A 20,278-nucleotide genomic window follows, 5' to 3' on the forward strand; every position below is an offset into this window, starting at 1 on the left:
ACGCTTCCGTGACGCCCGCTGTCACAGTGGCCGGCTGGGAATCTTCGTGTGACGGGTCGTGCCCCGTGTCGTGGGCGGACGTGTGCGCCGAGGTGTGCGCTGACGTGTGCGCTGACGTGTGCGCCGGGGGGGCTGGGGTGGAGGGCCGGCGGTCGGTCGGGCCGTTCATGAGGGAATCTCCGTGACACCTGCGGTCGGCGCCCATGCCCGGGGGATGGGCGCGGGTGAGCGCCGCGGCGGGCGGCGCCGTAACGACTCTAGTGACGGGAGATTCCGCCGGCCATCAGCAAATTCCGAATCTGCTCGGCGGCGACTGAGGTGTACAGCAGAGGTGTGAGGCGGCGCACCGCCTCCGAAATACCCGAGCCTGTGCTTAGAGGAACTCTGGATTGATCACGGCGCGCAGCACGGTCTGTGCTTCGCTTTCGCGAGTGCGGCCGGTCAGCCACCAGACGCCGCTCTTGCGCACGCTCCAGTCCATCTCGGTGCCGGCCAGCAGCAGGCTGGCGACACGGCCGATCCACGGCTGGTGTCCTACCACCACCACGTGCTCTGGGCGCTCCGGCCATTCGACGGCGGCCAGCACTGCGCTGACGTCGGCGCCGGGCGAGAGCGCTTCGACGATCTCCGCCTCGCCCGTCAGGGCTGCCGCCGTCTCACGCGCGCGCAGCGCGGGGCTGCACAGCACGCGGGAATCGGCCGGCAGATGCGCGCGCAGCCATTTGGCGGAGGATTCCGCCTGCTTGCGTCCGCGGCGCGTGAGCGGTCGCTGCAGGTCGGCATGGCGGCTCAGGCTGAGCGCGTCGGGGAGGGCTTCGGCTTCGGCGTGGCGCCACAGGATCAGGTTCATGTCGGGGCGGGCAGTATGCGTGCTTCGAGTATGGTGAAGCGGCCCGACCGGCGCAAGCGCAGGCGCAGCGCAAGGCGTCATGCATAAAACAGCACGGAACCGTAAACGAAAACAGGCTGCATGACAGTCTGTCTGTCGGGCAGCCCGCGAGTGTGTCCGGGCGCGGTGTCAGCGGTGTGACAGCGCGTCGGCGCGCAAGGGTAGCGGGCGAGGCGGCCTGCGCGGCGCCCCGCCCGTACAGAAACTCAGGACTTGTGGCGGAAGTTGATGCGACCCTTGGTCAGGTCGTAGGGCGACATTTCCAGGGTGACACGGTCGCCGGCCAGGATGCGGATGCGGTGCTTCTGCATCTTGCCCGAAGCGTATGCCCAGATTTCCACGCCGTTTTCCAGCGTGACACGATAGCGGTTGTCAGGCAGGGCTTCCGACACCACGCCGCCAAATTCAATGAGTTCTTCCTTAGCCAATCTGTCTTCCTTTGCGGCAGCCAGCGAAGGCTGCATGGTTGCGTTATCAAAAATTCCGGTCGGCTCGTCCGGCCAACCTGGCGCGGCGCGGGCCGGGGCACAATGCGCCGTTGACGGCGAAGCATGCCTCTGGGGTTGTTCGAAGCCAGCGCACGCGGTCTGAGGCGCGCGTGGCCTGGTGCTTGATCAGTCCTGCAGCGCGATCCTGTCAACGGATTCGTCCGGCGGGCGCGGATTGCGTGGACGCCGGCCTTGCCGGTGACGGCCGGGGAGGCCGTTCGCTACGCAGGGTGGGCGGGCAGGTGTACCCGGTGGTTCGCCAGTTCTTGTCGTCGCGGAAGACCGCGCCGGCGGCTGCTGTGCGCTCGGCCGAGCGCGCTGGTGAGAACGCCCGGTTACAGGGATGCACGGACACCCCGGGGGCTACTATGGGAGTATACCACGTACGCACCTGCAGCATTACCCGTCGCGGTGGCGTAGTGTGGGCAAGCACGCGTACGCGCAACGCGATATCGGGCGGGTTATGGGTGCTGCATGATCCACCTGTAAGCGCGAAGGTGCCTTGGTATTTGCGCGGTATGAGCTAGAACTATCTGGTACGGCCCGCGGGCCGGCTTTCGCAAGGAGGTTCCCATGGAACTCCATCTGCAATCGCACCGCTTTGTACGGTGCACGCCGGACTGGCGCGCCGCCGTGGTGGCGGGCCTGATCGCCGGCGCGGTTTATATGGTGCTGGAGCTGCTGACGGCGCGTTTCCTGCTGTACCAGGGTGCCTGGGGCACGGTGAAGATGGTGGCTGCCATCATCCTGGGGCGCGAGGCACTGTCGGCGGACGCCTTCAACTGGACGGTGGTGCTGTCGGCATTTACCGTGCACTTCGCGCTGTCGATCATCCTGTCGGCGGTGCTGGCCATGATCCTGTCGTCGTTCCGGCTCGATTCCAGCATGGCCCTCGCGTCGGTGGCCGGCATTGTGTTCGGCGTGGTGGTCTACATGATCAACTTCTACGTGTTCGGCCGCTATTTCAACTGGTTCGACGAGGCGCGCGGCTGGGAAAGCCTGTTCGCCCATGCGCTGTTCGGGCTGGTGGCGGCCGATGTGTACTGCAACCTGGAGCGACGGCGCACCGACGCGGCAGACCAGCAGCAGCCCGCCTGAACGGCCCGGCCCGGCCGGATGGGGCCATTGCGCCGGCCGGTATCCGTCTGGCCGGCGCCATCGGCTAGCCCATCTGGTTGATATGACGTTTGGCACGCCCGCACTAACCTTAGAGGCAAAACGATCAGAGCGGCCGCCGTCAACCAGCGTAGCGGACGGCCACACCGGAGTGCCCATGCGGGTCGCAATCGTCAGTACCGAAACCACGGGGCTCACGCCAGCGGACGAGCCTGTCAGCATCGGCCTGCTGCTAGTTGAAGTGGCGCCGAAGGCGGGCAGCCTCGTGCGCGAGATTACGGAGTATTACGGTTCGCAGGAACCCCGTGTGCCCATCAGTGCCGCTGCCACCGGCATGCACGGCCTGACCGCGGAGATGCTGCGCGGCCAGCGTTTCGACGTGGACGCCATCCGCGCCATCGTTGACGAGGCGGATGTGCTGGTCGCGCACGGTGCCGAGTTCAATGTCCGGATGCTTGAAAAAGTCGTGCCTGATGTACATCGCAAGCGCTGGCGCTGCTCGGTGCGGCAGGTGCGCTGGGCACAGTACTTCCATGTGCCCAATCACAAGCTCGATACCCTGTGCGACCATCTGCGCATCTTCCGGCCGCGCCCGCAGGTTGCGCTGGACGACTGCCTTGCGCTCTCCAAATTGCTGTTCCGGCACATGGGGGCGGTGACCCAGGCTACCCCGATGGGATTCCTGCTGGCCCAGCCTGATTTCGTCGCGCGTGTCGCGAAGCAGGCGCCTGGGCTCGCGCCGGCACCGCCCCGCCCGGCGCAGCATTCCCGGGACGAAAGCGCCCAGCCATGGGTGCCGCAGGGCGAGCCTCGCTATGACCGGCCCATGCGGGGGCTGGTGCTGGTGGCGATGTTCCTGATCCTGGCCGCGGCGGCGCTGATCTGGCCTGACATGGTGCCGAGGTGGTGAGCGCGCGCGCTTGCACCCGACTGCATCGCCCAAAGAAAAACGGCCCGGACATCGCTGTCCAGGCCGTTGTTCTCAATGCTAACTGCTCAAAGCTAAAACTGGTCGGGGCGACATGATTCGAACATGCGACCCTCTGATCCCAAATCAGATGCGCTACCAGGCTGCGCTACGCCCCGAAGCCGGCCATTGTAGCCCGCTCTCGCGACCGCGGTCAAACTTATATGGTGGCGCGCGGGTCACCGCAGGGAAGTGCCCGGGCATGCTCCCCCTTCTGGCGGGGGCGCTTTGGCTTGACTTGGGTTTGCGCGCTGCGATAATCCGCACACCGCTCCAGTCCGACCGGCGTGTTATTGGGAACGCCCGGTTTGCGTATTCCTTCCGGACTGATCTGATCACCACAACAAGAACGGCGCCCGGTCCCCCCGGACAGCGCATCGGCGCGTTTGCGCCCGCCGCCCGGCAGCCGTCGGGACGGCCGGATACAGGATATGCGGCAATCGATAACACGGTCCGGCGCAGGACCGGCATAAAAATGGGAACGGTGGCGCCATGCGGTGCGCCGCTTGTCGCCTTGGACGGGAATGAAGATGTTTCAGTCGCACATAGTTGTGCTCATCGCGGGGCTGTTCGCCTTGCAGATGGCGGTGGTTAGCGTCGTATTGCGCCGGTCCGCCGGCATGGAGCGCAGCGGCCTGACGTCGTGGGCGCTGGGCAACGTATTCGTCGCGCTGGCTTCGGTGCTGTCAGCCGTGCAGGTATTGCGGCCGCTGTGGCTGATGCCGGAGTCGACCGACCTGGCGCTGCTGGCGGCGCTGTCCGTGATGGCCGTGGGCGCGCGGCACTTTGCGGGCCGGTCTGGCCGCACCGCGCCGCTGCTGGTGCTGAACCTGGCGGCTGCCGCCGCGGTGGCCTGGCTTGAACTCGCCCCGTACTACCTGTCGGCGCCATTCCTTGCCACGCTGCCTGCCATGCCGCAAATGGCGCTGGTGCTGACGGGCTGCCATATCGTGCTGCTGCTGGACCTTGCGCGCAGCATCGTGCCATCGGTGCCGGCCACGCGCGGCACCGGCCGGCTTGCGGCGCTGTCGCTGGTGCTGATCGCTATCGCCGCGGCAGCCATCAATGCCTGGACCATGGCGCGACCGCTGGCCGAGGTGGTGCACGGCGGCGCGTTGCCACGGCCGATGCCGTGGGATGGCGAGCTGGCCATGCTCAACGTGTTTGCGCTGGTGGGCATCTCGGTCAGCTTCGCGCTGATGGCGCACGACCGGCTGCGCCGCATGCTGGAGCGGCGCGCGCGGCATGACGACCTGACCGACGTGCTGCTGCGCGGCGCGTTCTGGGAAGAGCTGGAGGCGGCGTGCCTGCAGGCCGAGCGCCTGCACCGGCCGCTGACGGTGGCGTTTGTCGACCTGGATCACTTCAAGGCAATCAACGATGTCTACGGCCACCTGGCCGGCGACAGCGTGCTGCGGCATTTTGCCGGGCTGCTGCGCAAAGCCTGTGGCCCCCGCGACGTGGCGGGCCGCCTGGGCGGCGAGGAATTCGCCATCGTGATGCCCGATACCCCGCTGGAGAACGGCCGGCACACGTGCATGCGGCTGGCCACCTCGGTGCGCGCCGCGCCGTGCCCGTCCGAGCCCGACCCGATTGCCTACACCGTCAGCATCGGCCTGGCCGCGCGCCAGCCCGGCGAGGGCGCCGACGCGCTGATGCGCCGCGCCGACCGCGCGCTGTACGACGCCAAGCTGAAGGGGCGCAACTGCGTGTCCATGCACCCCTCAGGTAGCGATGCCGGCAGCGATGCCCGCAATGACGGCGCCGCGGCCAATGGCCGCTACGTCACGCGCAGCGAGCCGCGGGTGGTGTCCTGACATGTTGTGCTAGTCGGGCCCGCCTGCATTACGCGCTTGTCACCCTGGCCCGGCGCTGCGGTAGAATGCACGCCTTCGCGTCCTTAGCTCAGTTGGATAGAGCACTCGCCTTCTAAGCGAGCGGTCAGAGGTTCGAATCCTCTAGGACGCGCCAAGCCTTTTCGTGATCTGACGCGCCAGTCACCAGCCCCGCTTCACTCTTCCACCCCAAGAATCACATCCACCGCGGCCCTGCCGGCGAGTTCTCCGACCAGGTGCGCCCAGCGCTTGCTGAACGGCCCGCCATGCACTTTTACGCGCTTGCCGATGGCAGCCACGCCTGGTGGCTTCATCGGTCCCTCAATCTGGAACCAGGCGTCGAACATATCCTCCGACGTGCGTACCAGCACGACGCGGATTTCGAAGCCCCGGTATTCACTGGCCCAGTCTTGTGCGGGCACGCTCTCATTCACCATCGTTGTCACCGCATGGCATTGCGCTGCCCTCGCTTTCGGCTGCCCTCAGGCAATTGTGTAGGTGGTGCGCGTCCCGGGCTCGTAGATATCTCTTGCGAGCTCCAGGATCTGGTCGCGGTGCTGGTCGAAGGTGGCGAGAAGGGCGGCTTCTTCCAGCGCAGCCTGGTGGCTCAGGCGCAGAAGAATATCGTCAGTGACCTGGAATGCCACTTCGCGCGCGTTGTCGTAGCCCCAGAAGCAAACGCAGTGCCGTGCCGCATCGTGGCTGCGGCTCGGGTTGGGAAAAATCAGTGCCATGGCAGACTCCTGTCCGGTCACGGTTCGCCGGCCGGTGCTGACGAACCCAGTATGCGCGCGTTTTCCTGAACCGGCTTGCGTTTCCGTCCAGAATCCGTCTGATAGCGATCTTTACCGCCGCGACCGGAAAGATATTCCCTTTCCCGGAGCATTAGCGCGTATGCTGGGATTGCCAGATTCTCCAGGCAAGTCAACAGGAGTCCCACCATGGCCAAGAGTCAATTACGCGGCAACCGCGAAGCCAAGAAACCCAAGCAGCCGAAGAAGCCGTCGGTGCCGGCGAGCCCCTTCAGCACGGTCCAGTCCCGTGTCGGGCACGACGACAGCAAAAAGAAGAAATAAGCGAACCCTGCCGCGCGGGCGCGGAACCATGACTACCCGCGGCCGATGCGGTTCAACAGAAGGCGTCGAGATTCGAGATGCCTGTATTGGAAGCGCAGACCATGTCGGGAGGCGCATATGATCGATCACAACAAGGCCGCTACGTTCCGAGGGCTTCCGCTTATCGACGAACAAGACTCGGAGATCCGTCACTACCTGAGAAGAAAGGCGCGGCTGGGTCAGCCATGGAATACGCCGGAGCTGCGCAGCATGCTCGAGGACATGTTGTCGCCTCCCGGTACCGAGGAAGACAGCCAGGCCGACATCCCTCTCAGTGCATCCGCCGCCGCTGAACGCGCCAGCGCGTTTGTCGACCAGGCCATGGAGCCGATCGAGGCTTACGAGGAGTGGCATGCCGCGATGGAGGCTGAGGGCATGAAGGGAAGTACGCGCTGAGGAGCTGGAATGTTGATCTGGTCCCTTGTCTTCCTGGGCGTGTTGATCGCCCTCTATGGCTACATTATCCGGGTGGGCATCCACCACAAGCCGGTGTTCGGCATGTCGAAGCACTCGCTGCAGTATTGGTGGCATCGCGTGGCCCATGTGACCAAGTAGGGCTGGTCACGCACATCCGGTCCGTCACCATCGCGGCCGTCGAGGCAATCATCCTTCTTGAGTGCTGCCGGTACCCCCGCGGGCGTGTGGCCTGAGGCGGCCACGGCACGTTTCGCCGATTTGTCGCACAATACGCCCTGCGCGCCGCACAGGAGCACGCTGGAGCAGCAGAGGCGAGGGCACGGACCCCGCCCGTCAGCGGGCGGCAATCCGAAGAACACCTTGCGATCCTGTCCATGGCCGCCCCACATGCACATTCCGCCGCGGATACCGTCCGCGGCGCCCAGTCTTTCCCTGAGTCTTCCTCCCGGTCCTCCCATCTTCCCGGCGCGGACACCGAAGCGTCCCGCGGTGACGGCCGCCTGCCCTTGCTCGCGCTGGGCGTCGGCAGCTTCGGCATCGGCACCGGCGAGTTCGTCATCATGGGCCTGCTGCCCGATGCCGCGCGCGACCTCGCCATCTCGATCCCCGAAGCCGGCCACCTGATCAGCGCCTATGCGCTGGGCGTGGTCATCGGCGCGCCGCTGCTGGCGGTGCTGGGCGCGCGCTGGCCGCGGCGCAACCTGCTGATCGCGCTGATGGCGGTGTTTGCCGCCGGCAATATCGCCAGCGCGCTGGCGCCCGCCTACCCGTCGATGATGGTAGCGCGGCTGCTGACGGGCTTTCCGCACGGCACGTATTTCGGCGTGGCCTCGCTGGTCGCCGCCAGCCTGGTGCCGCGCGAGCGGCGCGCGCAGGCGGTGGGGCTGGTGATGCTGGGGCTGACCATCGCCACGCTGGTCGGCGTGCCGATCGCGGCGACCGTCGGCACCTGGCTGGGCTGGCGCACGGCCTTCCTGATCGTCGGCGCGATCGGCGCGCTGACGGCGCTGCTGGTGTGGCGCTGGGTGCCGTTCGTGCCGGCCGACCGGCATGCCAGCCCGCTGCGCGAGCTGTCCGCGTTCAGGCGCAAGCAGGTGTGGCTGACGCTGGGCATCGGCGCGATCGGCTTTGGCGGCATGTTCTCCGTGTTCAGCTATATCAAGCCGACCATGCTGGAACTGGCCCATATGCCGGCCGCGGGCATCCCGGTGGTGCTGGCGCTGTTCGGCATCGGCATGGTGGCGGGCAACCTCGCCGGCGCGCGGCTGGCGGACAAGGCGCTGATGCCGACCATCGGCGGCGTGCTGGCGTGGACCGCGCTGGTGCTGGCCGCCTTCACCTTCACCGCGCCGCATGCGTGGCTGGCGGCCTTCAATGTGCTGCTGGTCGGCACCGCGGTGGCGCTCGGCCCGGCGCTGCAGATCCGGCTGATGGACGTCGCGGGCGATGCGCAGACGCTGGCGGCCGCGCTCAATCACTCGGCCTTCAATATGGCCAACGCGCTGGGCGCGTGGCTGGGCGGCGTGACCATTGCCGCCGGCTATGGCTGGACCTCGACCGGCTGGGTCGGGCTGCTGCTGGCGCTCGGTGGGCTGGTGATCTATGCCTGGTCGCTGCTCGACATGGACCGGCGCGGCGCTACCGCGGCGGCATAGCCGTCAGCGCGCGGCGAGACCACCCTTTCCCTCCCGACCTGGCGCAGTTCCTGCGGCCAGCCGCTGATCTGCATCAGCCTGGCTGCCGGTGCCCGGCGCGCTCGTTCCAGCCTGAAGGGCAGGCTTATTCGGCGTCCGTCACGCTGGCGCCGACCACGTTGAAGCCGCCGTCGACATAGGTGATCTCACCGGTCACGCCGCTGGCCAGGTCAGACAGCAGGAAGGCGGCCACGTTGCCGACTTCTTCGATGGTCACGTTGCGGCGCAGCGGCGCGGCCTGTTCGAAGTGGCCGAGCAGCTTGCCGAAGCCCTTGATGCCCGAGGCGGCCAGGGTCTTGATCGGGCCGGCCGAGATGCCGTTGGCGCGGATGCCGCGCGGACCGACCGACGAGGCCAGGTAGCGCACGCTGGCTTCCAGCGAGGCCTTGGCCAGGCCCATGGTGTTGTAGTTGGGAACCACGCGCTCGGCGCCCAGGTAGGTCAGCGTCAGCAGCGAGGCCTTGTCCGACAGCAGCGGCAGCGCGGCCTTGGCCAGCGCCGGGAAGCTGTAGGCGGAGATGTCATGGGCGACGCGGAAGCCTTCGCGCGACAGGCCTTCCAGGAAGTCGCCGGCGATCGCCTCGCGCGGCGCGAAGCCGATCGAGTGCACCAGCCCGTCGAACTTCTCCCAGCGCTGGCCCAGCGCGGCGAAGGTCGCGGCGATCTGCTCGTCGCTGCCGACATCGCACTCGAACACCAGGTCGCTGCCGAATTCCTTGGCAAAGTCGCTGATCCGGTCCTTGAACCGTTCGCCGACATAGGTGAAGGCGAGCTCGGCGCCTTCGCGCTTGCACGCCGACGCGATGCCGTAGGCGATCGAGCGGTTCGAGAGCAAGCCGGTGATAAGGATCCGCTTACCTGCCAGAAATCCCATAAGTTCTCCAAGGTGGTGTATCAGGCACGCTTCCTGCGTCCGCCGTGCGGCCGTGCGCATGCCTTTGCTGTCCTGCGGCCGTTTTATTGCGCCGCGCAGAGGGAATGTCCGGATGGCTGGGGCCACCCCGGACGCATGTAAAATTGTCTCATACTTGGCCCGGCCGCAGAACGCCGGGACCCCCAGAGGTCATAGTGGAGGAATCCAACGGGATGCCTATTCAAGCACGTTGGCCGCTTCAGGCGGCATGGCAGTGCTTCCGGCGGGATGCGGTACTGCGGTATTGGCTGGCGATGATGCTGGCGGCGGGGGTCTCCCTGTTTCCTGTTTCTGCAATGGCGGCGCATGGCTTCGCGCTGCACGGGGACCTGAAGTACAACGCGGATTTCCGGCACTTCGACTACGTCAATCCGAATGCACCGGTCGGCGGCACGCTGACGCTCGCCAATCCCGACCGGCGCACCAGTTTCGACAAGTTCAACCCGTTCACGCTGAAGGGCACCTCGGCGCCCGGGCTCAATGCGCTGATGTTCGAGTCGCTGCTGGTCAGCAGCGCCGACGAGACCGCCAGCGCCTACGGCCTGCTGGCCGACGACGTCACGGTGGCGCCCGACGAAATGTCCGTCACCTTCCGCATCCGCCCGCAGGCACGCTTCTCCAACGGCGACCCGGTGCTGGCATCGGATGTCAAATACTCCTATGACATGCTGATGAGCAAGGCCTCGAGCCCGGGCTATCGCAGCATGTGCACCGACGTCAAGGAAGTGGTGGTGACCGGCGAGCGCACGCTGCGCTACGAGTTCAAGCAGCGCAACCGCGAGCTGCCGCTGATCGTCGGCGCGCTGCCGGTGTTCTCGAAGAAATGGACGGCCAAGGTGCCGTTCGCGAAGCTGACCTTCGAGCCGCCGATCACCAGCGGCCCCTACCTGATCGAGCGCTACGACGCCGGCCGCGGCATCGTCTTCAAGCGCGATCCCAACTACTGGGGCAAGGACCTGGCAGCGCGCCGCGGCACCTTCAATTTCGCGCGCGTGGTCTACCGCCTGTACAAGGACGAGACCGCCAAGCTGGAGGCCTTCAAGGCGGGCGAGTTCGATGCCATCGTCGAATACCGCGCCAAGAACTGGGCCAAGAGCTACCAGGGCACGCGCTTTCGCAACGGCGAGCTGATGAAGACCGAGTTCCCCCACCGCAACGGCGCGGGCATGCAGGGCTTCGTGATGAATATGCGCAAGCCGGTGTTCCAGGACGTACGCGTGCGCCAGGCGCTGATCCTCGCGCTGGATTTCGAATGGCTGAACCGGCAACTGTTCTTCGGCGCCTACAAGCGGCTGGATAGCTGGTTCTCCAACAGCGAACTGGCTGCCAGCGCCACCCTCGACGGCCGTCCCGGCCCGGGCGAGCTGGCGCTGCTGGAGCCGATGCGCGCCGAGCTGCCGGCCGAAGTGTTTGGTCCGAGCGTGGCGCAGCCGAGCACCGCGGCGCCGCGTTCGCTGCGCGACAACCTGCGCCTGGCGCGGCGTCTGCTGGCGCAAGCCGGCTGGACCTATACCGACGGTGCACTGCGCAACGCCAAGGGCGAGCCGCTGGTGTTCGAGTTCCTGGACGATGGCGGCGCCATGAGCCGCGTGATCACCACCTATGTGCGCAACCTGGAGAAGCTAGGCATCCAGGTGCACCAGCGCACCACGGACTTCGCGCTGTACCAGAAGCGGCTGGAAGACTTCGACTTCGACATGGTGTCGATCCGCTTCCCCGACTCGCAAAGCCCCGGCAACGAGCTGCGCGACCGCTTTTCCAGCGAGGCCGCCGGCACGCCCGGCTCGGACAACCTGTTCGGGCTGAAGTCGCAGGCGGTCGACAAGCTGGTTGACAACGTGCTGCGCGCCCATACCCGGCAGGAACTGATCACCGCCGGACGGGCGCTGGACCGCGTGCTGATGCATGGCTACTACATCGTGCCGAACTGGTACAGCGCATCGCACCGGATCTCGTACCGCAAGGCACTGGCGTATCCCGAACGGCTTCCCTATTTCTACACGGCCGAAGGCTGGATCCTGAGCCACTGGTGGCGCAAGGACGTCCAGCCGCAAGCGCGCTGACGCGTTCAGCGAGGATAAGTACAAGGAAGAGGACCGGCCGATGCTTGCCTACCTGCTTAAACGCATCTTGCTGATGATCCCGACGCTGATCGGTGTCATCACGCTGACCTTCGTCGTGATCCAGTTCGTGCCGGGCGGCCCGGTCGAACAGATGATGATGGAACTGAAAGGGCGGGGCGGCGCCGGCGAAGCCAGCGGCGGCGGTGCCGAATACCGCGGACGCCGTGGCGTCGATCCCGACAAGATCAAGGAGATCCAGGCGCTGTATGGCTTCGACAAGCCGCCGCTGGAGCGGTACTTCCTGATGCTCAAGCGCTTTGCCCAGTTCGACCTGGGCCAGAGCTACTTCCAGCACCGCAGCGTGTGGGAGCTGGTGAAGTCGAAGCTGCCGGTCTCGGTTAGCCTGGGCTTGTGGACCTTCTTCCTGACCTACCTGATATCGGTGCCGCTCGGCATCTCCAAGGCGATCCGGGCGGGCAGCCGTTTCGACGTGGTCACCAGCATCATCGTGCTGGTGGGCTATGCAATTCCCGGCTTCGTGCTGGGCGTGCTGCTGCTGGTGCTGTTCGGCGGCGGCACTTTCGTGCAGTGGTTCCCGCTGCGCGGGCTGACCTCCGACAACTGGGAGCAGCTGTCGCTGATGGGCAAGGTGATGGACTACCTGTGGCACCTGGTGCTGCCGATCACGGCATCGGTGGTGGGCAGCTTCGCGGTGGTGACCATGCTGACCAAGAACGCGTTCCTCGAGGAAATCCGCAAGCAGTATGTGCTGACCGCGCGCGCCAAGGGCCTGGGCGAGCGCCGCGTGCTGTGGAAGCACGTGTTCCGCAATGCGCTGATCCCGCTGGTGACCGGTTTTCCGGCGGCGTTCATCGGCGCCTTCTTCACCGGCTCGCTGCTGATCGAGACGCTGTTCTCGCTCGACGGGCTGGGTTTGCTGTCCTATGAGGCGGTGCTGCGCCGCGACTATCCGGTGGTGCTCGGCACGCTCTACCTGTTCACGCTGATCGGTCTGGTCACGCGCCTGATCTCCGATGTCTGCTACGTGCTAGTGGACCCGCGCATCCATTTCGAGGGCTTGCACCGATGAAACCCTTCACGCACGCGGCGCCCAATGGGCTGCCGCATTCGCCCTCGCCGCGCCAGCGCGCCTGGCAGCGCTTTCGACGCAACCGGCGCGGCTACTGGAGCCTGGTGATCTTCGTCATCATCTTCGTGCTGAGCCTGGGCGCCGAGCTGCTGTCGAGCAACCGGCCGCTGGTGGTGCGCTACAAGGGCGAGTATTACTTCCCGATCGTCAAGGTCTACCCGGAGACCACGTTCGACGGCGACTTCCCGACGCCCGCGGACTATCTCGATCCGTTTATCCGCGACCGCATCACCACCAACGGCAACTTCGCGATCTTCCCGCTGAACCAGTATTCGTACGACTCGCTCAACTACTTCGCCAAGGAACCCAATCCGGCGCCGCCGTCGGCCGACAACTGGCTCGGCACTGACGACCGCGGCCGCGACATCCTGGCGCGGCTGCTGTACGGCTTCCGCGTGTCGGTGCTGTTCAGCATGGCGCTGACGGTGATCGGCGTGCTGGTCGGCACGCTGACCGGGGCGCTGATGGGGTTCTTCGGCGGACGCTTCGACTTGTTCTCGCAGCGGGCGATCGAGATCTGGAGTTCGATGCCCGAGCTGTATTTGCTGATCATCTTCGCTTCGATCTTCGAGCCCAGCCTGGCGCTGCTGATCATCCTGCTGTCGCTGTTCGGCTGGATGGGGCTGTCCGACTACGTGCGTGCCGAGTTCTACCGCAACCGCTCGCTCGACTACGTCAAGGCGGCGCGCGCGCTGGGCCTGTCCAATGTGCAGATCATGTGGCGCCATATCCTGCCCAACAGCCTGACGCCGGTAATCACCTTCCTGCCGTTCCGCATGAGCGCCGCGATCCTGGCGCTGACCAGCCTGGACTTCCTCGGCCTGGGCGTGCCGCCGACCACGCCCAGCCTGGGCGAGCTGCTGGCGCAGGGCAAGGGCAACCTCGACGCATGGTGGATCTCGCTGTCGACCTTCACGGTGCTGGTGGTGACGCTGATGCTGCTGACCTTCATGGGCGACGCGCTGCGCGATGCCTTCGATACCCGGCTCGGGCTGGCCGCGTTGCGCGGCCGGGTCGAGCCCAAGGTCCCGGCCGGCGCGCCGACGGGGGCGGCACCGGAGGTCACGCCATGACCGCGGTGTCTCCCGTGCTGCAACCCGAGATGAGCCCTGAAGCGGCCGCGCCGGCGCCCGGTTCCACGCTGATCCGCGTCGACAAGCTGTCCGTCACCTTCGGCCACGGCGAGCATGCCACGCGCGCCGTGCGCGAGATCAGCTTCGACCTGCGCGCCGGCGAGCGCTATGCGCTGGTCGGCGAATCCGGTTCCGGCAAGACCGTGACCGCGCTGGCGATGCTGCGGCTGGTGGAAGACGCCTATTACGACGGCGCGATCCGCTTCGAGGGCAAGAACCTGCTGGATGTGTCGGACCACGAGATGCGCGCGATCCGCGGCGCCGAGATCGCGATGATCTTCCAGGAGCCGATGACCGCCCTGAACCCGCTCTATACCATCGGCAACCAGATCGTCGAGACGCTCGCGCTGCACGAGGGCCTGGACCGGCGCGCCGCGCGCGAACGCGCCATCGCGCTGCTGGAGCGCACTGGCATCAGCGACGCCGAGCACCGCTTCGACAGCTTCCCGCACCAGCTGTCGGGCGGCCAGCGCCAGCGCGCCATGATCGCCATGGCGCTGGCCTGCCGGCCCAAGCTGCTGCTGGCCGACGAGCCGACCACCGCGCTGGACGTCACCATCCGCGCCCAGATCATGGACCTGCTGCGCGACCTGCAGGCCGAGTTCGGCATGGCGGTGATGCTGATCACCCATGACCTGAACCTGGTGCGCTCCTTTGCCCAGCGCGTGGGCGTGATGGAGAAGGGCGTGCTGGTCGAGACCGGCGAGACCGCGCAGGTGTTCGCCGCGCCCCAGCACCCGTATACCCGCAAGCTGATCGACAGCCGCCCGAAGCGCGAGGTGCTGCCGCTGGTGCCGCTGGCGCCGGTGCTGCTGGAAGCGCGCAACCTGAGCGTCAACTACGCGCGCAAGCGCCGCGGGCTGGCGGGCTGGTTCGGCAAGGACCAGTTCGCGGCGGTCAAGGACGTGGATTTCGAATTGCGCGAGGGCGAGACCGTCGGCATCGTGGGCGAGTCCGGCTCTGGCAAGACCACGCTGGCGCATACGGTGCTGGCGCTGCAGCGCAAGAGCGCGGGCACCATCCATTTCCTGGGGCGCAGCTTTGACGACGCCACCCGCAAGGACCGCTGCCAGCTTCGCTCGCGCATGCAGGTGGTGTTCCAGGACCCGTTCGGCTCGCTCGCGCCGCGCATGACCATCGAGCAGATCGTGGGCGAGGGGCTGGCGCTGCACCAGCGCGGCCTGTCGCGCGAGGCCACGCGCCAGCGCGTGATTGACGCGCTGCGCGAGGTCGGCATGGACCGCACCGCGCTGGGACGCTATCCGCACGAGTTCTCCGGCGGCCAGCGCCAGCGCATCGCGATCGCGCGCGTGCTGATCCTCAAGCCCCAGATCCTGGTGCTGGACGAACCGACCTCGGCGCTGGACGTCTCGATCCAGCAGCAGGTGCTGGCGCTGCTGTCGCAGCTCCAGCACAAGTACAACCTCAGCTACCTCTTTATCAGCCACGACCTGGCGGTGATCCGGGCCATGGCCCACCGTGTGCTGGTGATGAAGGCGGGGGAGGTGGTCGAATCCGGCGAAACCGAGGCGGTACTCGGTGCGCCGCAGCATCCGTATACCCGCAAGCTGATGGCCGCGGCGCAGGTCGGCGCGGCCTGATCCGTGTGCCTGCAACAACGGCGCCGCCGGCCAGGCGGCTAGCACTGCTTGATATTCGCAATCCGACAAACAAGATGCGAAGTTCGGTCTATATCCTTGATTCACAAGTCAAAAGCCCGGAATTTGTAACGGACTTTGACATGTGAATGACAACCCTTTACCATCCCGCGAGTACTACTTTCGGGGGTGGTCTGTCCGGCGCATTCGATCGTGCAAGGCACGTTTCTGGTGCGCTTGCGGCGATTTTGCTGGTGTTGCGTAAGGATCGCCCCGTAGTTCACAAGAATTTCAAAATGCCTCAGCCGCCCCGGTCTTGTACCGGGGCTTGCTTTGGGAACGATCAACGGGAGAACCAATGCAGCGATCGGTGCTTCATTCCCTGGCGCGTGCCGCCGTCGGAATTGCCATTGCCTGCGGTGCGACTGTGTCGAATGGAGTGCTGGCGGATACGGTATTCAAGGATGCCGACGCCCGTATCGATGCCCCGGCCCCGGCCGCGGACTCGCATGCGGAAGGCAAGCGCGGCTTGCTGTCGTCGGTGGTGAATTCCACCAGCAATGTCGCCAGCAAGGCTGGCGACCTGGTCATGAATGCGCTGGGCCTGATCGGCGTGCGTTACCGCTTCGGCGGCAACAGCCCCGAATCCGGCCTGGACTGCAGCGGCTTCGTCCGCTACGTGTTCCATGACACCTTCGGCTTCATGTTGCCGCGCCGCTCTGTCGAAATCAGCCGTGTCGGCACCAATGTCGCGGTGACCGACCTGCGTCCGGGCGACCTGGTGTTTTTCAACACCATGCGCCAGACCTTCTCGCACGTCGGCATCTATATCGGCGACAACAAGTTCGTGCATGCCCCGTCCACGGGCAGCAAGATCCGTGTCGACGACATGCGTGCCGCGTACTGGGTGACGCGCTATAACGGCGCGCGCCGCATCGACGACAAGGAAGGCGGCAGCCGCGGCGAAAGCCTCGGCGATATGGTCGAGACGCTCAAGCGCTACGATCCCAAGGCGGGCCGCGCCACGATGTACGGCGGCTGAGTTTCGCCACCTTAAACAAAAAAGGACTGCCGCGGCAGTCCTTTTTGTTTTGCCGCCAACGCGCAGGGCTACTGCGCAGCCACGGTCCCGGCCGGCTGCAGCCGCGCCTGGTCCAGTTTCTGGCGCAGCGTGGTCATTACCGCTGCGGTGGCCTGTTCGCCCGCCAGCACGGCGCGGTTGCGGGCGTTGAAGTCGCTGCCGGCCATATCGGGCAACTCCGGGCGGATCACCACGTCGGCGCGCGCCAGCGCCATCTTGTTGATCGACTGGCCCATGATCGCGGTGGTCTGCAGCAGCACGCCGCTCTGGCCGGCATTCTTCTGCGCCGACGGGTCGGCCGAGATATTGACCGCGATGACAAAGTCCGCGCCCATGCTGCGCGCGGAATCCACCGGCACCGGCTCGACCAGGCCGCCATCGACATAGTCGTGCCCCTGGATCGAAACCGGCTGGAACACGCCCGGCACGCTGCTCGACGCACGCACCGCCTGGCCGGTATTGCCGCGGCGGAACAGGATCTTCTCTCCGGTCTTCAGGTCGGTTGCGACGATGCCCAGCGGCAGCTTCATCGCCTCGATCGGGCGGTTCTGCACCTGGCGGTTGACGTAGTTCTGCAGCGCCTCGCCCTTGAGCCAGCCGCCGAAGCGGGTACCAAAGGGCAGGGCCCAGTCGGCGATGGAGGCTTCATCCATGGTCAGGGCCAGCTTGTTCAGTGCAAAGCCATTGAGCCCGCTGGCGTACAGCGCGGCGACTACCGCGCCCGCGCTGGTGCCGGTCACCACGTCGGCATGGATGCCCTGCGCCTCGAGCGCCTTGATCACGCCGATATGGGCAAAGCCGCGCGCGGCGCCGCCGCCGAGCGCGAGGCCGATCTTAATGGGCCGGGGCGCGGGCGTGGTGGCGACCGGCGGCGCGGGACGCGGGCCGAACGAGCAGCCCGCCAGCAAGGCGGCCGCGGAAATGCCGAGGAAATGACGTCGTTGCATGAAGCGGGATCAGTAACCAGGGGGGGACCGGCAAGTCTGGCGGTGTGATGCCGGCGTTCCTTGTCGGAGGCTGGCATCGCATCGCCCGAGGGCCGGCACGCCCTCAGACCGGCGCAAGCATAAATGATTCCGCGCGCGCCCGGCACAGCGGGCAGGGCGGCGGCAGGCGCATTGGTATAATGCAATGCCTGCACATACCAGCCCGCGCGCCGCTGCGCGCGGGCTTTCTTGTTTCTGCCCCTGACCATGACCCAACGCGTCCGCACCCGCTTTGCGCCGAGCCCGACCGGTTTTATCCACCTCGGCAATATCCGCTCCGCGCTCTATCCCTGGGCCTTCGCCCGCCGCATGAAGGGCGACTTCATCCTGCGCATCGAGGACACCGACGTCGAGCGTTCGTCGCAGGAAGCGGTCGACGTGATCCTCGAAAGCATGGCCTGGCTGGAGATGGATATCGACGAGGGCCCGTTCTACCAGATGCAGCGCATGGACCGCTATCGCGAGGTGGTCGCGCAGATGGTGGAAGCCGGCCTGGCCTACCGCTGCTACATGAGCACGGCGGAACTGGATGCACTGCGCGAAGCCCAGCGCGAGCGTGGCGAGAAGCCGCGCTACAACGGCTTCTGGCGCCCCGAGCCGGGCAAGGTCCTGCCCGAGCCGCCGCCCGGTGTCGATCCGGTGATCCGCTTCAAGAACCCGATCGGCGGCAGCGTGGTGTGGGACGACGCGGTCAAGGGCCGCATCGAGATCTCCAACGACGAACTCGACGACCTGGTGATCGCGCGCCCGGACGGCACCCCCACGTACAACTTCTGCGTGGTGGTGGACGACCTCGACATGAAGATCACCCACGTGATCCGCGGCGACGACCACGTCAACAATACCCCGCGCCAGATCAACATCATCCGCGCGCTGGGCGGCACGCCGCCGGTCTACGCGCACCTGCCGACGGTGCTGAACGAGCAGGGCGAGAAGATGAGCAAGCGCCATGGCGCGATGGCCGTCACCGGCTACCGCGACGAGGGCTACCTGCCCGAGGCCGTCCTCAACTACCTGGCGCGCCTGGGCTGGGCACACGGCGATGCGGAGATCTTCTCGCGCGAGCAGTTCATCGAATGGTTCGACCTGGAGCACCTGGGCAAGTCGCCGGCGCAGTACAACCCCGAGAAGCTCGCCTGGCTGAACAACCACTACATCAAGGTCGGCGACAACCAGCGGCTGGCCACGCTGACCAAGCCGTTTATCGAAGCGCTTGGCGGCAAGGTGGAAGGGGCGGACCTCGTCGGCGTGATCGCGCTGGTGAAGGATCGCGCCAATACGCTGAAGGAAGTGGCGCAAGCCGCGCTGCTGTTCTATCGCGGCGAGCCGCAGCCCGATGCCGCGCTGAAGGCCGAGCACCTGACGCCGGAGATCCAGCCGGCGCTGGCCGCGCTGGCGACGCAGCTTGCCGCGCTGCCCGAGTGGAAGCGCGAAGCCATCAGCGCCACCTTCAAGGCGGTGCTGGCCGAGTTCGGCCTGAAGATGCCCAGGCTGGCCATGCCGGTGCGCCTGCTGGTGGCGGGGCAGCTGCAGACGCCGAGCATCGACGCCGTGCTGGAACTGTTCGGCCGCGACACGGTGCTGCGCCGCCTGGCCGCGGGCACGGGCGCATAAAAAATCCTGCAAAAGTCCGCGCCGGGGGCTTGCGCTCCGGCCCGGACTTGCGCATAATCTCGTTCTCCCTGCAGCGCGGTTCCAGACCAAGCGGGCTGGCGGATCCTCAAGGATCCACGCTTTTCCGGGCTGATTTTCAAAGCGACGAGAAAGCGAAAAAAGCCGAAACGGGAGCTTGCAAAGATTAGTAGTTGATATATAATCTTGGCTTCGCTTGAAACGGTAGTTAAATCAGGCGAAAACAAGGCAAGTTGCAGTAAATGGCAGTACCATGGGGCTATAGCTCAGCTGGGAGAGCGCTTGCATGGCATGCAAGAGGTCAGCGGTTCGATCCCGCTTAGCTCCACCAAGAATTTCGGTGTCATCCAGGTTGTATCGGGTGGCACCAGACGGAACGTGTTGAAAGACAAGTTACTGTCCCCTTCGTCTAGAGGCCTAGGACATCACCCTTTCACGGTGAGTACAGGGGTTCGAATCCCCTAGGGGACGCCATAACAACAGGGCGTAATCAGACGCCCAGTCGACCGAAGCGAAGCTTCGGAAGACGCCGACTAAGGAGTGGTAGTTCAGTCGGTTAGAATACCGGCCTGTCACGCCGGGGGTCGCGGGTTCGAGTCCCGTCCACTCCGCCAAAACTAAACCCGCATGGTTAATCGCCATGCGGGTTTTTCTTTTAGGGTGAGGGATTATGTCGTTAATCGCCGTGAAAGCAATAAAAAGTATTGCATTCGTTGCGAAATCAGCTATATAATCCTGTCTACGCTGCAAATGCTGCGGCGAAAAGCAGTACCGGCAGTAACCGTCAAGCAGTACCGGATACGGGGCTATAGCTCAGCTGGGAGAGCGCTTGCATGGCATGCAAGAGGTCAGCGGTTCGATCCCGCTTAGCTCCACCAAGGTTTCAGGGAAGCATCGAAAAGAGCTTCCCAGGCGCGAAAAAGCCTGCTAGAATAGCGGACTTTCCAGCGCAAGACAGAAAACGCGTTGCAAAACAAGTTTCTGTCCCCTTCGTCTAGAGGCCTAGGACATCACCCTTTCACGGTGAGTACAGGGGTTCGAATCCCCTAGGGGACGCCATAACAACAGGGCGTAATCAGACGCCCAGTCGACCGAAGCGAAGCTTCGGAAGACGCCGACTAAGGAGTGGTAGTTCAGTCGGTTAGAATACCGGCCTGTCACGCCGGGGGTCGCGGGTTCGAGTCCCGTCCACTCCGCCAAA

Annotated in this window: 19 protein-coding genes and 8 tRNA genes; 20 read left to right on the forward strand and 7 right to left on the reverse strand. The window is 65.7% G+C overall.

The features are described from left to right. Positions 1-373: 373 nt before the first annotated feature. On the reverse strand, positions 374-850 hold the full coding sequence (locus tag AB1I47_RS19885) for a SixA phosphatase family protein (protein ID WP_354685450.1): 477 nt from the start codon (positions 848-850) through the stop codon (positions 374-376). Between the two features lie 245 nt (positions 851-1,095). Then, positions 1,096-1,317 carry a translation initiation factor IF-1 gene (infA, locus tag AB1I47_RS19890; RefSeq protein ID WP_008641674.1) on the reverse strand — a complete coding sequence of 74 codons (222 nt, stop codon included), beginning with the start codon at positions 1,315-1,317 and terminating at the stop codon, positions 1,096-1,098. A 633-nt stretch (positions 1,318-1,950) separates the two neighbouring features. Here infA and AB1I47_RS19895 point away from each other — a divergent pair. Continuing rightward, entirely contained in the window at positions 1,951-2,475 is a 525-nt protein-coding gene (locus AB1I47_RS19895) for a hypothetical protein (protein WP_354685451.1), read from the forward strand. Between the two features lie 175 nt (positions 2,476-2,650). Next, positions 2,651-3,403: a DNA polymerase III subunit epsilon gene (locus tag AB1I47_RS19900; protein ID WP_354685452.1), complete on the forward strand. Its 753-nt coding sequence runs from the start codon at positions 2,651-2,653 to the stop codon at positions 3,401-3,403. Between the two features lie 99 nt (positions 3,404-3,502). Here the strand turns inward: AB1I47_RS19900 and AB1I47_RS19905 are convergent. Then, positions 3,503-3,579 (reverse strand) — tRNA-Pro (locus tag AB1I47_RS19905). A gap of 411 nt (positions 3,580-3,990) precedes the next feature. Between AB1I47_RS19905 and AB1I47_RS19910 the strand changes: the two genes are divergently transcribed. Together AB1I47_RS19910 and AB1I47_RS19915 are read left to right on the forward strand one after the other, a co-directional pair. Further along, positions 3,991-5,277 carry a GGDEF domain-containing protein gene (locus AB1I47_RS19910; RefSeq protein WP_354685453.1) on the forward strand — a complete coding sequence of 429 codons (1,287 nt, stop codon included), beginning with the start codon at positions 3,991-3,993 and terminating at the stop codon, positions 5,275-5,277. Between the two features lie 77 nt (positions 5,278-5,354). Then, positions 5,355-5,431: transfer RNA gene (locus tag AB1I47_RS19915), tRNA-Arg, on the forward strand. Between the two features lie 40 nt (positions 5,432-5,471). Here the strand turns inward: AB1I47_RS19915 and AB1I47_RS19920 are convergent. Beyond that, a complete protein-coding gene (locus tag AB1I47_RS19920) occupies positions 5,472-5,732 on the reverse strand; it encodes a hypothetical protein (RefSeq protein WP_354685454.1) in 261 nt (86 codons plus the stop codon). Positions 5,733-5,777: 45 nt separating this feature from the next. Next, a complete protein-coding gene (locus AB1I47_RS19925; RefSeq protein WP_354685455.1) occupies positions 5,778-6,029 on the reverse strand; it encodes a DUF1488 family protein in 252 nt (83 codons plus the stop codon). Between the two features lie 207 nt (positions 6,030-6,236). Between AB1I47_RS19925 and AB1I47_RS19930 the strand changes: the two genes are divergently transcribed. The 4 genes from AB1I47_RS19930 (at position 6,237) to AB1I47_RS19945 (ending at position 8,482) form a co-directional block, all read left to right on the forward strand. After that, a complete protein-coding gene (locus tag AB1I47_RS19930) occupies positions 6,237-6,371 on the forward strand; it encodes a hypothetical protein (RefSeq protein ID WP_354685456.1) in 135 nt (44 codons plus the stop codon). 117 nt (positions 6,372-6,488) lie between these two features. Beyond that, a complete protein-coding gene (locus tag AB1I47_RS19935; RefSeq protein WP_354685457.1) occupies positions 6,489-6,806 on the forward strand; it encodes a hypothetical protein in 318 nt (105 codons plus the stop codon). Between the two features lie 9 nt (positions 6,807-6,815). Beyond that, on the forward strand, positions 6,816-6,965 hold the full coding sequence (locus AB1I47_RS19940; RefSeq protein ID WP_354685458.1) for a hypothetical protein: 150 nt from the start codon (positions 6,816-6,818) through the stop codon (positions 6,963-6,965). A gap of 236 nt (positions 6,966-7,201) precedes the next feature. Continuing rightward, positions 7,202-8,482, forward strand: a complete 1,281-nt coding sequence (locus AB1I47_RS19945) for an MFS transporter (RefSeq protein WP_354685459.1) — start codon at positions 7,202-7,204, stop codon at positions 8,480-8,482. Positions 8,483-8,606: 124 nt separating this feature from the next. Here AB1I47_RS19945 and fabI read toward each other — a convergent pair whose 3' ends face one another. Continuing rightward, positions 8,607-9,395, reverse strand: a complete 789-nt coding sequence (gene fabI / locus AB1I47_RS19950; protein ID WP_354685460.1) for an enoyl-ACP reductase FabI — start codon at positions 9,393-9,395, stop codon at positions 8,607-8,609. A 212-nt stretch (positions 9,396-9,607) separates the two neighbouring features. On the opposite strand from fabI, the gene AB1I47_RS19955 reads away from it, so the two are divergent. From AB1I47_RS19955 to AB1I47_RS19975, 5 genes are all read left to right on the forward strand, one after another. Then, on the forward strand, positions 9,608-11,497 hold the full coding sequence (locus AB1I47_RS19955; protein ID WP_354685461.1) for an extracellular solute-binding protein: 1,890 nt from the start codon (positions 9,608-9,610) through the stop codon (positions 11,495-11,497). A 40-nt stretch (positions 11,498-11,537) separates the two neighbouring features. Next, positions 11,538-12,587, forward strand: a complete 1,050-nt coding sequence (locus AB1I47_RS19960) for a microcin C ABC transporter permease YejB (RefSeq protein ID WP_354685462.1) — start codon at positions 11,538-11,540, stop codon at positions 12,585-12,587. After that, entirely contained in the window at positions 12,584-13,720 is a 1,137-nt protein-coding gene (locus AB1I47_RS19965; RefSeq protein ID WP_354685463.1) for an ABC transporter permease, read from the forward strand. The genes AB1I47_RS19960 and AB1I47_RS19965 overlap by 4 nt, the downstream gene beginning before the upstream one ends. Beyond that, entirely contained in the window at positions 13,717-15,381 is a 1,665-nt protein-coding gene (locus AB1I47_RS19970; RefSeq protein WP_407935873.1) for an ABC transporter ATP-binding protein, read from the forward strand. The genes AB1I47_RS19965 and AB1I47_RS19970 overlap by 4 nt, the downstream gene beginning before the upstream one ends. 355 nt (positions 15,382-15,736) lie before the next feature. Further along, a complete protein-coding gene (locus AB1I47_RS19975) occupies positions 15,737-16,420 on the forward strand; it encodes a C40 family peptidase (protein WP_354685464.1) in 684 nt (227 codons plus the stop codon). A 68-nt stretch (positions 16,421-16,488) separates the two neighbouring features. Here AB1I47_RS19975 and AB1I47_RS19980 read toward each other — a convergent pair whose 3' ends face one another. Beyond that, complete coding sequence (locus AB1I47_RS19980; RefSeq protein ID WP_354685465.1) at positions 16,489-17,406, reverse strand: patatin-like phospholipase family protein; 918 nt, start codon at positions 17,404-17,406, stop codon at positions 16,489-16,491. A gap of 246 nt (positions 17,407-17,652) precedes the next feature. Here AB1I47_RS19980 and gltX point away from each other — a divergent pair, with 246 nt between their 5' ends. The 7 genes from gltX to AB1I47_RS20015 all read left to right on the forward strand — a co-directional run bounded on the left by gltX (position 17,653) and on the right by AB1I47_RS20015 (position 20,276). Continuing rightward, positions 17,653-19,059 carry a glutamate--tRNA ligase gene (gene gltX / locus AB1I47_RS19985; protein WP_354685466.1) on the forward strand — a complete coding sequence of 469 codons (1,407 nt, stop codon included), beginning with the start codon at positions 17,653-17,655 and terminating at the stop codon, positions 19,057-19,059. A 273-nt stretch (positions 19,060-19,332) separates the two neighbouring features. Continuing rightward, positions 19,333-19,408, forward strand: a tRNA-Ala gene (locus tag AB1I47_RS19990). Between the two features lie 67 nt (positions 19,409-19,475). Next, positions 19,476-19,551 (forward strand) — tRNA-Glu (locus AB1I47_RS19995). 63 nt (positions 19,552-19,614) lie between these two features. Further along, a tRNA-Asp gene (locus AB1I47_RS20000) sits at positions 19,615-19,691 on the forward strand. A 188-nt stretch (positions 19,692-19,879) separates the two neighbouring features. Further along, positions 19,880-19,955: transfer RNA gene (locus AB1I47_RS20005), tRNA-Ala, on the forward strand. A gap of 105 nt (positions 19,956-20,060) precedes the next feature. Then, positions 20,061-20,136, forward strand: a tRNA-Glu gene (locus tag AB1I47_RS20010). Between the two features lie 63 nt (positions 20,137-20,199). Beyond that, positions 20,200-20,276: transfer RNA gene (locus AB1I47_RS20015), tRNA-Asp, on the forward strand. Positions 20,277-20,278: the final 2 nt, after the last annotated feature.

Origin of the sequence: Cupriavidus necator (assembly GCF_040578825.1) — a bacterium.
Taxonomy (GTDB): domain Bacteria; phylum Pseudomonadota; class Gammaproteobacteria; order Burkholderiales; family Burkholderiaceae; genus Cupriavidus; species Cupriavidus necator_E.